Source organism: Streptomyces sp. NPDC103540 (assembly GCF_055584445.1).
This window is the reverse complement of record NZ_JBVJMA010000013.1, coordinates 122,954-135,942: the sequence shown is the minus strand read 5'-3', so window position 1 is coordinate 135,942 and position 12,989 is coordinate 122,954. Positions and strand designations below refer to the sequence as shown.

Here is a 12,989-nt window from a genome sequence, read left to right as displayed (position 1 = left end):
CTCCACAACGTTCGGCGGGTGGTCAGGACGTGCCGGGGGTGAGCACGTCGCGGTCCTTGAACCGGGAGCCCTCGGGCAGGTGCGCGGGAGTCAGGCCGCGGGACGGGGTCGTCGGCGTGCCGGTGTCCTCGGTCCCGGTCTTGCCCTCCGGGCGCAGGCGGTCGCAGGTGTTGCCGGGGACGGTGAAGGTGTCCGCGACGAAGGTGCTGGTGTTGACGGTGGAGGGTCCGTCGACGACGACCTTGCGGATGCCGAGGCCGCTGCCCGTGGTGATCTCTCCGGCGATGCGCTGCATGGCGGAGCTGGCGCCGAAGACGAGGGCGTCGCCGGGGCGGACGGTGGTGTTGTAGGTGGTCTTCTCGATCTGTTCGGTGGTCCAGCTGCGCTGGTAGGCGAGTTTGAAGGCGCCCTCGAAGGCCCCCTTGACGCCCAGCGAGCCGGCGATCTTGCCGCTGCCCGAGGCTCCGGCCTCGGCGCCGACGGTGGCCGTCGGCCCCTTCGACTTGTCCGGGGTGGAGAACTCCCCCTTGGCCTTCGCGTCGACGCCGGCGGTGACCTCGCCGGAGGTGCTGATGGTGCCTTCGATGGCGATCTTGCCGGTGATCTCACCGCCGAGGTTGTCGGTGCTCGATGTGCGCAGGGTGATCTCCCGGGCGACCGTGATGGCGTCCTTGGTGCAGTTCACGACGGCGTTGCCCAGGGACTTGACGGCGCTGTAGTACTCGCCGGACGTGGCGCGGTTGATCTCGAACCGGCAGGCGCCGGGGTGGGAGGCGCAGTACTCGGTGACCTTCCGCGTCGAGGCGAGCTCGGTCTGTCCCTCGTAGGCGACCGGGGTCGGGACCTCGGGCGGCGCGGCGGCGTGGGAGGAGCCGGTGGTGCAGGTCAGTACGAGCAGGGCCGCGGTGGCGGCGAGGGCCGCGCGCCGGCCCGGGAGGTGCGCGATGGTCTTCACCGGTTCATCTCCCCGCACAGCGAAGTCATTTCGGAGGATCGCGACAGTCCGGCCGGCAGGTCGGCACTGAAGGAGGCACAGGTGCCCGACAGGGCGGAGGCGGCGTTCCCGGACGGCTCGGGCTTCATCGTGGAGAGTTCGCCGCGGGCCTGGGCCATGTCGCTCTCCTGGGCGGCGCCGCCGCCGATCAGGTCGGTCATGCAGGACTTGGACTCGGCCGTGCACTTCTGGGCCGCCTGCTTCGCGGCTCCGATGTCCTGCTTGGCGGCGGCGGTGTCCTGCTTGGCGGCGTCGCGGTCCTTGTCCACGGCGCCGCGCTCTTCGGGCGAGGCCGAGCAGGGTTTGGCCTCGCCTCCGGGGCACGGTTCCTCGTCGTCGAGCGGCGCCGCGAGGTGGGTGAACCGGTGGGTGGGGGCGGACGATCCGGGCGGTGAGGTCGCCGCTGCGGCGGACGAGGGCCCGCAGATCAGGGCGAGCGTCGCGAGGGACAGGGCGATGGGTACGCGGATGGTACGGGGGATTTGGCGCATGCCGAAGAGGCCCCTTCCGGGGTGATGCGACGAACGGGAGTTCGCACCCACGCTGAGGTGCGAACGCAACGTAACAGTGCGCTACAGACCGTGACCAGCTTCGTGATCATGGTTCACTCGAATTGCCCGTAACCCGACAACCAGGCCATTGATCACACGAGTTGGGTACGCGTCACCCGCCGGCGATGTCGACCACGATCCGCCGCGCGGGTGAACCCGGCCCGTCTTGTCGCACAACCGAACGTTTCTTCTTGCTGCGGACCTCCAGCCGAAACAGGACCCCGCGTACCGGCGGACACCCCCGGAACCCGCCGACTCCCGACCCCCGAGCCCCTCCCCTGGAAGGAGCAGCCACCGTGAACCCCGCGGCGCGGCTCCGCCCCGGCCAACACGCCCCGAGAAGGCGGGATCCGACCCCGCGGAAGCGGGTTTTGGCCGATCGCTTCCGGATCTGCCAGGGTCGAAGCATGAGCAGACGAGACGACACATGGGAACTGATCCACCTCATCAACCGGAAGATGGAGACCGCCGCGGCTTCCGGCGACTTGCACACCGTCCTGATGTCGGATGATCTTCCCGAAGTGCGGCGACTCGACGCGATACTCGCCGAGGGCGACCCGGACGTCGACGTCGGCATGACGGCCGTCGCGCAGCACCTGCTGGGAAGGCTCCGCTGGCACCGCTCCCGGCTTGCGCCGGCGGATCAGGGACGCGTCGACCACGACGCCGCGCTCGCATTGTTCGAACTACCCTTCATCCTGGGGCTGGACGACATCCCGCCCCCCGTGCTCCCCGCCCTGGCGGAACGGGTGGTGCCCGTGGCCACGTCGTTCCAACAGCGAGCGTCCGCGACCAAGTCCCCCGCCGAGATCGAGAGCGCGCTCGTCCTGTCCCGGCAGATCGTGGCCCACCTCGGTCCCGACCACCCCCACCGGCTCGCGATGACCGCCAATCTGGGCCTCATGCTGCTGCTCCGGTTCGAGAACGGCGGCTCGCCGGAGGATCTCGACCAGGCCGTCGAGGTGCTCGAAGCGGCGCTGACCCACGCCGTCGACCAGCGGGAAGCCGTGCTGTCCACCCTCGTGCAGGCACTGCGACACCGGCTGGCGGCCACGGCCGACCCGGCGGATCTGGACCGGGTGATCGCCTGCTGCGAGGCCGGGATCGCGGTGGCGTCGGCCGATGACGAGGCCGCGGTCAAGTGGCTGACCAGTCTGGGGGACAGCCTCCTCAACCGATTCGAACGCACCGGGGCCGGGGCCGATCTGGACCGCGCGATCGACCTCATGCGGACCGTCGCCGCGGACCGTACGCACCTCCTCGACCCGGTCGCGGTGAAGTACGACCTCGCCTACGCCCTGTCGCGCCGCTTCGACCGCACGCGGTCGACGGCGGATCTCGCCGAAGCGATCGACGTCGCGGGGGCCGCCATCGAGGCCGCCGACGCCGACCACGTCTTCCGCGCCCCGACGCGGAGCCTGCTGGACGCCATGCTGAGGGCGGACGCAGCACTCCGCGCCCGCTCCTGACGCACGGCACCACGACCGAGCCGCCGGGGGCGCGGGAGCGCCACGTTGGGCCCGGCGGCTACCGCGCGGGGGAGCCCCGGACCGTGTGGTCCGGGGCTCCCCGCGTTCCTCGGCGCCGACACCGACACCGAGGGACGGTCAGCAGGTGATGGTGCCCCTGCGAAGGGCGTGGCCGCCGTCGTTGCTGTCGTCGGACCAGTAGACGGGCTTGGAGCCGGCCACGCACTCGTCGGAACCGGCGAGGGAGAATCCCTCGTTGTTGTGGTTGGGCATGCCGGTGGGGCGGTCGTAGACGGCGGTCGTGGCGAACGAACCGGTGGCGTCGATCTTCAGGGTGCGGTGTCGGCCGTCGCAGGTGTCGTCGCAGACCGCCCACAGGCGCGCGGCCTGCGGCTCCCACTGCAGTTCCATCACGCCGGTCATGCCGCTGCTGAAGGAGGCGACGCGGGTGTGGCCGCCGGAGTCGGCCAGGACGTAGCCGTGGACCATGCCGGTGCCCTCGACGCCGACGAAGAACACGCCGCCGCTGTGTGCGCCGTAGCGGGCCGGGTCATAGGCCGCCCCGGTGGAGGTGTCCTTGAGGCCCGCGCCGGTGAGGTAGGTGTCGGGGACCCAGGTGATCCCCTCCAGGCCCAGGTTGGAGCCTGTCGCGGGCAGATCGGAGGTGAGGTTCCATTCCTTGGACGCGGTCAGCGACGATCCGGACGCGGTGATGTCGTACTTGAGCACCGACAGGCGGCTGGTGGCGGAGGCGCTGCCGTCGCGTTCACTGGCGACGAACACCCCGCCGGCCGAGCCGGAGCCGGCCAGGGTGACGCCCTCGCTGTCGGGGCTGCCGGAGCCGCCGGTGAAGCGCAGGGTCTTGCCGGAGGACCATCCGTTGCCCGTGTCAGGCTTCCAACCTGCGGAGCCGTCACGCACCAGGCGCCACAGCCTGCCGTTGTTCTGCGCGCCCCACAGTACGTCGCCCTCCTGGTAGAGGCCGCTCAGGTCCTGGCCGAACACGTTGGAGGCGTCCGCGGTCGCCACGCCGCTTCCGCCCGGCCACGCCACCGGGTCGGTGGAACCCCCACCGCCGGGAGTGCCGCAGCTGTTCGGGGCACCCAGGGTGACGGCCGTCGCCTGCCTGAAGGTTCCGGTGCCGTCCGGGCAGCGCGACCAGGACGGCTCGGAGTGCTCGGTCCAGGAGAACCCGTCGACCAGCGTCTTGCCGTCGGCGAGGTAGAGACGGGCCTGGTCGTCGGAGCCCAGGCCGAACTTGCCGCTGACGTCGAACGACCGGTAGCCGCCCGCCGCCAGAGTGGTCCCGGCGGCGATCTTGAAGGTGTGGCTCTTGTCGTTGTCCCTGAGGATCCAGCCCGAGACGTCGATCGCGGCGGTGCCCTTGTTGAACAGCTCGATGGAGTCGTTGACGCCGCCGGTGGTCACCACCTCGTTGACGCGGATGTCGTCGGCGACGGCGGCGTGTGCCGCCGGCGCGCCGCTCAGCGCGCCCGCGGCGAGCAGCGGGCCGGCGACGAGGAAACGGGCAAGAGCGCGACGCCCACGACGGGCGATCGATCGGTTCACGGAAATTCCGTCCTGACATGGTCACGGGAGGGACGGCCCGATGTTCCCGACCCGGACCCAACAGTCCGCCTCCATCAGGAGGACAGCCCGTAAACGGCAGACGCACGGCCCTGGCGGGGAAGGTCAGACGGAGTTGGACTGCGTGTAGCGCAGGCCCGGCAGGAGGTCCTGGGCCGCCGTGGTCGGCAGCGTGCCGCATACGACGTTCTCCACCTTCGCCAGTCGCGACCGGTCACCCGGCCGTGGCCAGGCGGCGGCGGAGCTCGTCATCCGGAACGTCTTCCACGTGGGTCAGAAACACCCAGATGTGACCCGACGGGTCCTTGAGGATGACGGTGCGATCACCGTGGAACATGTCTTTCGGCGGCTGGAGGATCTCGGCGCCGGCCGCCTCCGCGCGCTCCGCCAGACTGTCGACGTCCGGCACGAAGACGTGCAGCGCGACGGACGTTCCCCCGCCGAGCGAGGTCGGCGCGGTGAAGGAGCCGGCCTCGGCCTCGTCGACGCTCGCGTCGCCCAGCATCAGCGCCGACCGTCCGATGGTGATCTCGGCGTGCAGGATCCCGCCGCCGGGAGCGTCGATCCTGACGTCCTCACGGGCGCCGAAGGCCCGCCGGTAGAAGTCGATCGCGGCCGCCGCGTCGTCGACCATGATGTGCGGGATCACGGCATAGCGGTAACGGTCGGGAATCTCGGTCTCGACGTGGGCTGCGCTCGCGGCCATGGCGAACCTCCGGGGAACGACACCGCGGGTCGGTTCCCGCGGCTCTGAGACGAACCTAGAAGCTCGAGTTTGATTGAGGTCAAGCGGCCACGGCCGCCGCGCGTGCGTACGTCCGCGATCTCGGCGTCTCGCTCGGAAGTCTCCGCCGGACGGGCGGTGGTCGGGCCGCGCGGGGTGTCGCATCCGAGTCCGCGCCGTTCGCGGAAGACAGTGGACGAGCGGCCCGGCCGCAACGAAGCGGCACGCGAGGAGAGGTGTGGTCGTATGGCGTCCCCCGGTCTGGACATCACGGACGTGCTGGTCGTCGGGGCCGGAGTCGCCGGGCTGGCGTGCGCCCGGGACCTGGCCGCGGCCGGGGTCGACGTACGGGTGGTGGAGGCGAGCGACGCCGTCGGGGGCCGCATCCGTTCGGACCGCGTCGAGGGGTTCGTCGTGGACCGCGGTTTCCAGGTGTTCAACACCGCCTATCCCCAGGTCCGGCGCAGGTTCGACCTGAAGGGACTGCGGCTGCGCCCCTTCACTGCGGGGTTCGCCGTCCACACACCGGCCGGCAGGCTCGGCTTCACCGACCCCACCCGGCGTCCGGGCGCGCTGCCCGAGCTGCTGTCGGGTCGCCTGGCCGGACCACGGGACCTGGCGGCGCTCGCCCTGTTGTCGGCCCGCGACATGCTGTTGCCTCCCGGCCGGCGCAAGCGACGCCCGGACACCACCGTCCGCGCCGCGCTCGCCGAGGCCGGGGTCTCCGAGGAGTTCGTCGAGAGGTTCTTCCGACCCTTCGTCGCGGGGGTCTTCCTGGAGGACGAACTGGAAACGTCCGCCCGGGTGTTCCACCTGGTGTGGCGCAGCATGCTGCGCGGAACCATCTGCCTGCCCACCGAGGGCATCGGGGCGGTCCCGCTCGCCCTCGCGGCCGGTCTGCCCGAGGGCACCGTACGGCTGGAGACCCCGGCGGGGGGCCTCACGGACGACGGGGTGCTGACCGCCTCGGGAGGGGAGGTCCCCGCCCGCGCCGTCGTGGTCGCCACCGACCCGCAGACCGCGGCGACCCTGCTGCCCGAGGTCACCCTGCCGGACTACCGGACCGTGACGACCTACTACCACGTCGCCCCGCACTCCCCCATGGGCGAGCCCACCCTGCTCGTGGACACCGGCCGCCGCTTCCTCAACACCTGCGTCCTCACCGACGTCGTGCCCTCCTACGGCCCGCCCGGCCACTCCCTCGTCGCCACATCGGTCCTCGGCCGGGACGTCCCGGGCCGGGACGGGCAGGACCGCGAGCGCGCACTCCGGGCCGCGCTGGCGGAGGCGTACGGCACCGACACGGGCGGCTGGAACCTCCTGACCGCCCGGACCGTCGAGGGCGCGCTGCCGGCCATGCCGCCCCCGCACCCGCTGAGCCGCACCTCGCGGGTGACACCGGGCCGGTACGTGTGCGGCGACCACCGTGCGACCGGTTCCGTACAGGGCGCGCTCGCCTCGGGCGCGCGGGCCGCCCGCGAAGTCCTGCGCGACCTCGGTCGCTGATCGGCGCCCCGGTGTTGCCGTATCGGCAACAACCTTTGCCACCGCGCGCACGGGCGCCGCACCCTGACTCCGGCATGACCGCCGAACACGAGAGGGGTTGCACGATGACCATCCGCGAAGGTGACCGCACCCTGCCGAACAACCGTGTGCACCACGTTCGATCGGGCGAGTTGGACGGGAACACCGCGATCAGCGGCGGCACGGTGGGTTCGAAGAGGCTCTGGATGGGTCTGGTGGAGAACCCGCCGTCGAGCGCGACGGACAACCACCACCACGGCGATTCGGAGGCGGGGATCTACGTCGTCAGCGGCCACCCCGTGTTCGTCTTCCACGACGGCACCGGTGAGGTACGGCTGACGGCCGGGCCCGGGGACTTCCTCCTCGTCCCCCCGAACGTCCCCCACCGGGAGGAGAACCCGGACCCGAACGAGCCCGTGGTCGTCGTCATCGCGCGGACCACGCAGGAACCCATCAAGGTCTCCGTGCCCGAGCTGTACCGACTGGGCGACGAGGCTGACACCCTCTAGCACCCTCCAGGGGAGGGAACCGGAAGGACTTCGCCCGCCCCCCAAGGGGTAGGGGGCGCGGGTGGAGGCGTTGGTGACGGGTTCTCCCGCGCCCGCTCCCGAGGGGTGGGCGTGGGAGAACCCGTCGGCGGCGCCGTGCGCGCCGCGTCATCTCACGCGCCGTGGCCGGAATGCCCGCTCTGGCCCTTGTGGCCCCCGTGACCTCCGTGGCCGCCGTGACCCCCGTGACCGCCGGATCCGTTCGGGGTGCCCGCCGGGACGCCCTTGGGGAGGATGTCCAGCACGGACATCATCCCCGCGTTCTCGTGGTTCAGGATGTGGCAGTGCAGCACCGTCCTGCCCGTGTAGTCGAGGAACCGGGTGCGGACCACGATCGACCCTCGGACGGGCACGGTCACGGTGTCGTACCAGCCGTGCGCGGGGTCCGTCGGCACTCCGTTGGTGCTCATCAGCTGGAACTGGTTGGTGTGGACGTGGAAGGAGTGCTGCTCGTCGGTGTCGTTCCGCACCGTCCATTCCTCGACCGTGTTCAGGTGCGAGGTGAAGTCGATCCGGTCCGGGTCGTACGTCTTGCCGTTGATGAAGAACTCGGTCCCGTCCGCGTTCTCCGTGTAGGTGATCGTCTTGCGTCCGGCGACCTTCGCGTGCGACAGGTCCTCGTACGGTCCGAACGTGGACGGGATCGCGGCGCGCTCCACCGGCTTCCCCCCGGTCACCACGGTGGCGAGGTTCGCCTGCGGGAACTGGTTTCCCGCCGACCCCGTGTTGTACGGCAGCGTCTCCAACTGCGCGGTGCCGGGGCGTTCGGGAGCCTGCACGAGGACGTCGTAGCGGGCGCCGGCGGCGAGGACGAGGCTGTCCGCCGCGTAGACGCGATGCACGGGATGACCGTCCTGGGCGATCACGTGGAACCTGAAGCCGGCGAGGTGGAGCTTGTAGTAGATGTTGGCGCCGATGTTGGCCAGCCGCCACAGCTGCGTCTCGCCCGGACGGATCGGGATGACGGGGTTCTGCTGCCCGTTGACGGTCCGGTTGGTGGGTGCCCCCATGCTCAGCGGGGAGGTCTTGATGGCGTCGCCGTCGACCTGATCGTCCTTCAGGGCGATGGTGTGCTCGGTGATGTGCCTCAGGTCCGGCGGCAGGTACCGCTTGAGGTCGTCGACGATGAGGACGCCCGACTCGCCTCCCGCGACCTGCGCGGCCGAGAATCCGTGGGCGTGCGAGTGGTACCAGTACGTGCCCGGCGCCAGGCTCTTGGGCAGCGTGTACGTGTAGTCGTACGTCTCCCCGTACTTGATGGCGATGAAGATGTCGTCGGCCGGCGGGCGGGGCGACACGTGGATGCCGTGCAGGTGGAGGTTGGTGTCCTGGTCCACTTTGTTGGTCATCTTGAGCCGGACGACGTCGCCCGGACGCACGCGGAGCGTGGGCGGCATGTACCGGCCGTTGTAGGTGAGCGCGTACAGCATCTGGTTGCCGACGAGGACCTTCTTGCGCTCCACCGTGATCGACGCCCGCAGGACGCCGTTGTGGCTCTTGTACTCGGGGGGATCCTCCAGGCGCGGGCCGAGAGGAGAGGACGGATCGAGGTCCGCCCGCACTCCGGCGTCGACGAACGACGCGCCGGCGGGGTGGGCCTGGGCCGCCGTGAAGGCGGCGGCGAGGGCGACCGTCCCCCAGAGCACTTTCAGTCGAGGCCGCATGACGGTGACTCCTCAGCAGATCGGATCCATGTTCCAGGCCTCTGATATCACTTCACTCTGGATGAAATCCCCCCTGATACGCCCATGCATCATGATTTCGCCCGCCCGGACGCGCCCTACCGGCCTGCGGACGACAGCGCGCCGGGGGCCTGTGCGGTGCCCGGCACCGCAGCGTGGGGGTCACGGTCTTCTCGCGGATTCCGCTGACGGACGGATATCGGGCGGGGAGAATGACGGCTCGGAACGCTTCCGGAGGAGTCGCCTCATGACCGTCACCGCCCTGTCCTCCGGCGGGAACGCCCCGCTGGCAAGTGAGCGGGCCCGTGCCCGTGTCGTGGCCTCCGGAACGCCCGTGGACGTGTCCGCGGTGCTCCTGACGGAGGAGGGCAAGGTTCGCGACGATCACGACCTCGTCTTCTTCAATCACACCGCGCAGGACGGTGTCACGCTGAGCGAGTCGCTGATCGACATCGATTTCACGCGTGTCCCCGAAGACGTCCACTGCGTGAAGATCGTGGCGAGTGTGGACGTCGACCGGCCGGACACCGTCTTCGACGCCGCCGGCACTCCGAAGGTGACCATCGACAGCGGGAGCCTGCGGTTCTCATTCGACCCGCCGCCTCTGCGGCACCGGGAGACCGTCGTCCTGCTGGCCGAGTTCTACCGGCGAGCCGGTAGTTGGAAAGTCCGCGCCCTGGGCCAGGGTTACGCCGATGGACTCGCCGGCCTGGCGAAGGACTTCGGCATCGACGTCGACGATCCCGAACCGGATCCGGTACCCACGCGGGACCCGGCCGCCCCCGCACCCGCCGTCAGCCTGGAGAAGGTCCAACGTGCCGCGCCCGGCCTGGTCGACCTCTACAAGACGGCGCACCTCTCGCTGAGGAAGAAGGGACTCGGTGGCCGACGCGTCGCGGTGTACCTCGTCATGGATCATTCGGCGAGCATGGTCTGGTTCTATGAAACCGGGGTGATGCAGCGCCTGGCGGAGCAGGTCCTGGGCCTCGCGGCCAACCTCGACGACGACGGTGTCGTTCCGTTGGTCTTCTTCTCCCACGACGTGGACCTGGTCTCCACCGTGTCCCTCGACGACTACTCCGGACGGATCAAAGCCCTGCACGAGAAGCTGGACTGGGGAGGCACCGCCTTCGCCCCCGCCATGGAGGCGGTCGTCGCGCACTACCGCGGCAGCGGCGCCACCGACCCGGCGTTCGTCGTCTTCCAGACGGACGGCGACCCGTCGGACCGGGAGGAGACGCGCCGGCTGCTGCGGCGAACCAGCGGCCTGCCGATCTTCTGGCAGTTCGTGGGCTTCGGCCGCAGCCAGGACCTGCGGTTTCTTCGCAGTCTGGACACACTCACGGGAAGGGTCGTGGACAACGCGGGATACTTCGGGGCCGGACAGGACCCGGCGCGACGCAGTGACGCCGACCTGTACGACCGTCTGATGAAGGAATTTCCCGAGTGGCTCGCCGTCGCGCGTACCGCGGGCATCGTGCGCTGACCCCCGGCGTCACAGTGCACGAACACGGCGAACGGTAGGTTCGTATCCTGGGGCGGGCGACGCGGGTGTGGCCGATGCGTCGCAGCCGTCCGCGGTCGTCGGGCGTCGGTCGTCGGTCGCCCGCGCCGCGTCGTACCGGATCGAACAAGGGGGAGTTCAACAGTGATCAGTCTGGCTGCAGTGGGAGGGGTGGCCCTCATCGAGTTGGGCATGGCGCTGACTCCGGGACCGAACATGATCCACCTCACGTCCCGCGCGATCACCCAGGGCCGCAGGGCGGGCCTGGTGAGTCTGAGCGGGACCGCCGTGGGATTCGTGTGCTACCTGCTGGCCGCGGCCGCGGGGATGTCCGCGCTGTTCGCCGCCGTGCCGGCGGCCTTCACGGCGGTCAAGCTCGCCGGGGCGGCCTACCTGGCCTATCTCGCCTGGGGCATGCTCAGGCCCGGTGGGCGCTCACCCTTCGCTCCGGCGCAGGACCTTCCTCGCGTCTCCGACGCGCGACTGTTCTCGATGGGCCTGCTGACCAACCTGCTCAACCCCAAGATCGCTCTCATGTACGCCGCTCTGCTGCCCCAGTTCATGGAGCCGCAGGCGGGCCCGGCGTGGGCACAGCTGCTCCAGCTCGGTGGCGTGCAGATCGTCGTGGGACTCGCCGTGAACGCCCTGATCATGTTGGGCGCGGCGCGGGTGTCGGGCTTTCTGGTGGCCCGCCCTCGTGTGATGACCGCTCAGCGGTTCGCCGCGGGCGGACTGCTCGGCTTCTTCGCGGTGCGCACGGCCCTGTCCCGTACACCCGCCTCGGCCTGATTCACCCGGCGCGAGGTCTCCGAGATCGGGGCGACCGCCTCCGCGTCGAGCGTCGGTCGCTCGGCCGACCGGCTGACGCGGCGCGCCGCGGGGAGGCGGCAACCCGGCCGGCGCGGCCGAGAGGGCTACGGTGGCCGGGGTGGCGACGGCGACCGTTCGGCAATCTCTTGGAGATCCTCGTGGCCGTACCTCTCGGTGAGGACGTCGAGGCGCTGCTGCGTCGCCCCAGTACCTGTTACATCGCGACGACGATGCCCGACGGCTCGCCTCAACTCACCCAGACCTGGGTCGACACCGACGGTGTCCACGTACTGATCAACAGCGTCGAGTCCCACCAGAAGACGCGGAACATCGCACGCGACCCGCGGGTGGCCGTGGCGGTGTCCGATCCCGCGGATCCGGCGTCCTACGTCCAGATCCGCGGTCGGGTGACGCGGGTGACGCGCGAGGGCGCGGTCGCCCACATCGAGGCGCTCGCGCGGAAGTACCTCGGCCGCCCCTATCCCTGGTACGGCGGCACCGACCAGGTCCGTGTGATCTACGTGATCCTGCCCGAACGCGTCAGCCGTCCCGTCAACTGAACGGGAGCGGCCCGTCATCGGCTGCCCACCGGCGCGTCAGCCGAGCGGGTGCGCCCGGGGGGCCGGTGTCAGCGCTTGGCCCGAAGGCGCCTGAGGATTCCGCCGGCCTGTTCCCGCTTGCGCGGGTCGGAAGCCGCGCGCCGCACCGAGGCGATCGTCCGCTGTCCCTGCGGACTGCGGCTGAACTGCTTGATCTTCGTGAAGAGTCCGGACATGTGCCCTCCCGGCGTGGACCGCTCTGACGCTACGTCGTGTGCCCCGGAACTCCTGCTCCATGCGCGTCCAACCGGTCGTCCATCGGCCGGCCGGGGAATTGTTGAGATGACGTCAGATCTTTTTTCGAGGAGGCGCAACCGTTTCGCCGTCCCGCATGTCCCAGCATGCAGGAGCGACCGACTCCAACGACCGCCCAGGGGGAAGCATGAAACTCACCCGTTCCGTCGTCACCACCACCGCGTTCGCCGCCCTGGCCCTGGGGGCCACGACCGCGCTGGCGGCGCCCGCCACCGCCGCGCCCAACACCACGCCGCAGAAGGTCTGCGGAAGTGCCTACAAGACCGTGAACTCGGCCGCCATCGGCTCGCTGGGCACCGTCTACCTGACGTACAACGCCTCGAACGGCAAGAACTGCGTCGCGACCATCCGCAACAACCCGGGTGCGGCCGTGGACATGGCCCTCTGGATCGAAGTTCCCGCGACCTGGGAGCGGGGCGAGGACTTCGGCCGGTACACGTCGTACGCGGGCCCGGCCTACGTGTACGGCAAGGGCCACTGCGTCGACTGGGGCGGGGGCATCAGCAACGTGCACGTGCAGGTGTACAACTCCAACTGTGGCGCGCGCAAGGAGCACCGGGTCACCGAAGTGCGCTGACCCGAGCGCCTCCTGACCGCGACGTTCCGTGCGGTCGTCGTGGTCGTGTGGTCGTCGGGGGCAGGATCCACGGGACCTCCACACCCCGACGACGGCACGGAAACCGTCGTGGTCCGGCTCGCCCCGGCAGACTCGCCCCGCGGAACCCGGCGAGCCTGCCGGGGC

Annotated in this window: 13 protein-coding genes; 7 read left to right on the top strand and 6 right to left on the bottom strand. The window is 70.4% G+C overall.

Annotation, left to right across the window (positions count from 1 at the left end; genetic code table 11):
* Positions 1 to 22 precede the first annotated feature (22 nt).
* Together ACZ6ZI_RS28970 and ACZ6ZI_RS28965 are read right to left on the bottom strand one after the other, a co-directional pair.
* Positions 23 to 955: a hypothetical protein gene (locus ACZ6ZI_RS28970; protein ID WP_469525569.1), complete on the bottom strand. Its 933-nt coding sequence runs from the start codon at positions 953 to 955 to the stop codon at positions 23 to 25.
* The gene (locus ACZ6ZI_RS28965) at positions 952 to 1,485 is read right to left on the bottom strand and encodes a hypothetical protein (protein ID WP_469525568.1); all 534 of its coding nucleotides are present in this window, start codon (positions 1,483 to 1,485) and stop codon (positions 952 to 954) included. Before ACZ6ZI_RS28965 ends, ACZ6ZI_RS28970 begins: the two co-directional genes overlap by 4 nt.
* Before the next feature lie 467 nt (positions 1,486 to 1,952).
* Here ACZ6ZI_RS28965 and ACZ6ZI_RS28960 point away from each other — a divergent pair, with 467 nt between their 5' ends.
* Positions 1,953 to 3,014, top strand: a complete 1,062-nt coding sequence (locus ACZ6ZI_RS28960) for a hypothetical protein (RefSeq protein WP_469525566.1) — start codon at positions 1,953 to 1,955, stop codon at positions 3,012 to 3,014.
* 138 nt (positions 3,015 to 3,152) lie between these two features.
* On the opposite strand, the gene ACZ6ZI_RS28955 is transcribed toward ACZ6ZI_RS28960, so the two are convergent.
* Together ACZ6ZI_RS28955 and ACZ6ZI_RS28950 are read right to left on the bottom strand one after the other, a co-directional pair.
* Positions 3,153 to 4,583 (bottom strand): lamin tail domain-containing protein, encoded by a 1,431-nt coding sequence (locus tag ACZ6ZI_RS28955; protein WP_469525565.1) that lies wholly within the window; start codon positions 4,581 to 4,583, stop codon positions 3,153 to 3,155.
* A gap of 232 nt (positions 4,584 to 4,815) precedes the next feature.
* The gene (locus ACZ6ZI_RS28950; RefSeq protein WP_469525564.1) at positions 4,816 to 5,307 is read right to left on the bottom strand and encodes a VOC family protein; all 492 of its coding nucleotides are present in this window, start codon (positions 5,305 to 5,307) and stop codon (positions 4,816 to 4,818) included.
* A gap of 264 nt (positions 5,308 to 5,571) precedes the next feature.
* Here ACZ6ZI_RS28950 and ACZ6ZI_RS28945 point away from each other — a divergent pair, with 264 nt between their 5' ends.
* Together ACZ6ZI_RS28945 and ACZ6ZI_RS28940 are read left to right on the top strand one after the other, a co-directional pair.
* Positions 5,572 to 6,831, top strand: a complete 1,260-nt coding sequence (locus tag ACZ6ZI_RS28945) for an NAD(P)/FAD-dependent oxidoreductase (RefSeq protein WP_469525561.1) — start codon at positions 5,572 to 5,574, stop codon at positions 6,829 to 6,831.
* 104 nt (positions 6,832 to 6,935) lie between these two features.
* Positions 6,936 to 7,358 carry a cupin domain-containing protein gene (locus tag ACZ6ZI_RS28940; RefSeq protein WP_469525559.1) on the top strand — a complete coding sequence of 141 codons (423 nt, stop codon included), beginning with the start codon at positions 6,936 to 6,938 and terminating at the stop codon, positions 7,356 to 7,358.
* 152 nt (positions 7,359 to 7,510) lie between these two features.
* Here the strand turns inward: ACZ6ZI_RS28940 and ACZ6ZI_RS28935 are convergent, their stop codons facing one another.
* Positions 7,511 to 9,061: a multicopper oxidase family protein gene (locus ACZ6ZI_RS28935; protein WP_469525557.1), complete on the bottom strand. Its 1,551-nt coding sequence runs from the start codon at positions 9,059 to 9,061 to the stop codon at positions 7,511 to 7,513.
* 265 nt (positions 9,062 to 9,326) lie between these two features.
* On the opposite strand from ACZ6ZI_RS28935, the gene ACZ6ZI_RS28930 reads away from it, so the two are divergent.
* From ACZ6ZI_RS28930 to ACZ6ZI_RS28920, 3 genes are all read left to right on the top strand, one after another.
* Complete coding sequence (locus ACZ6ZI_RS28930; protein ID WP_469525555.1) at positions 9,327 to 10,565, top strand: VWA domain-containing protein; 1,239 nt, start codon at positions 9,327 to 9,329, stop codon at positions 10,563 to 10,565.
* A gap of 162 nt (positions 10,566 to 10,727) precedes the next feature.
* Positions 10,728 to 11,372, top strand: coding sequence for a LysE family translocator (locus tag ACZ6ZI_RS28925; RefSeq protein ID WP_469525553.1), 645 nt, complete (start codon positions 10,728 to 10,730; stop codon positions 11,370 to 11,372).
* Positions 11,373 to 11,551: 179 nt separating this feature from the next.
* On the top strand, positions 11,552 to 11,953 hold the full coding sequence (locus ACZ6ZI_RS28920; RefSeq protein ID WP_469525551.1) for a TIGR03618 family F420-dependent PPOX class oxidoreductase: 402 nt from the start codon (positions 11,552 to 11,554) through the stop codon (positions 11,951 to 11,953).
* Positions 11,954 to 12,021: 68 nt separating this feature from the next.
* Here ACZ6ZI_RS28920 and ACZ6ZI_RS28915 read toward each other — a convergent pair whose 3' ends face one another.
* A complete protein-coding gene (locus ACZ6ZI_RS28915) occupies positions 12,022 to 12,168 on the bottom strand; it encodes a hypothetical protein (RefSeq protein WP_469525550.1) in 147 nt (48 codons plus the stop codon).
* Between the two features lie 206 nt (positions 12,169 to 12,374).
* On the opposite strand from ACZ6ZI_RS28915, the gene ACZ6ZI_RS28910 reads away from it, so the two are divergent.
* Positions 12,375 to 12,824 carry a spore-associated protein gene (locus ACZ6ZI_RS28910; protein ID WP_363059197.1) on the top strand — a complete coding sequence of 150 codons (450 nt, stop codon included), beginning with the start codon at positions 12,375 to 12,377 and terminating at the stop codon, positions 12,822 to 12,824.
* Positions 12,825 to 12,989: the final 165 nt, after the last annotated feature.

Excerpts from the sequence above, each read along its gene's own strand:
- ACZ6ZI_RS28910 (WP_363059197.1), top strand. The coding sequence starts at position 12,375 with ATGAAACTCACCCGTTCCGTCGTCACCACCACCGCGTTCGCCGCCCTG.
- ACZ6ZI_RS28965 (WP_469525568.1), bottom strand. The coding sequence starts at position 1,485 with ATGCGCCAAATCCCCCGTACCATCCGCGTACCCATCGCCCTGTCCCTC.
- ACZ6ZI_RS28945 (WP_469525561.1), top strand. The coding sequence starts at position 5,572 with ATGGCGTCCCCCGGTCTGGACATCACGGACGTGCTGGTCGTCGGGGCC.
- ACZ6ZI_RS28935 (WP_469525557.1), bottom strand. The coding sequence starts at position 9,061 with ATGCGGCCTCGACTGAAAGTGCTCTGGGGGACGGTCGCCCTCGCCGCC.
- ACZ6ZI_RS28940 (WP_469525559.1), top strand. The coding sequence starts at position 6,936 with ATGACCATCCGCGAAGGTGACCGCACCCTGCCGAACAACCGTGTGCAC.
- ACZ6ZI_RS28960 (WP_469525566.1), top strand. The coding sequence starts at position 1,953 with ATGAGCAGACGAGACGACACATGGGAACTGATCCACCTCATCAACCGG.
- ACZ6ZI_RS28930 (WP_469525555.1), top strand. The coding sequence starts at position 9,327 with ATGACCGTCACCGCCCTGTCCTCCGGCGGGAACGCCCCGCTGGCAAGT.
- ACZ6ZI_RS28950 (WP_469525564.1), bottom strand. The coding sequence starts at position 5,307 with ATGGCCGCGAGCGCAGCCCACGTCGAGACCGAGATTCCCGACCGTTAC.
- ACZ6ZI_RS28915 (WP_469525550.1), bottom strand. The coding sequence starts at position 12,168 with ATGTCCGGACTCTTCACGAAGATCAAGCAGTTCAGCCGCAGTCCGCAG.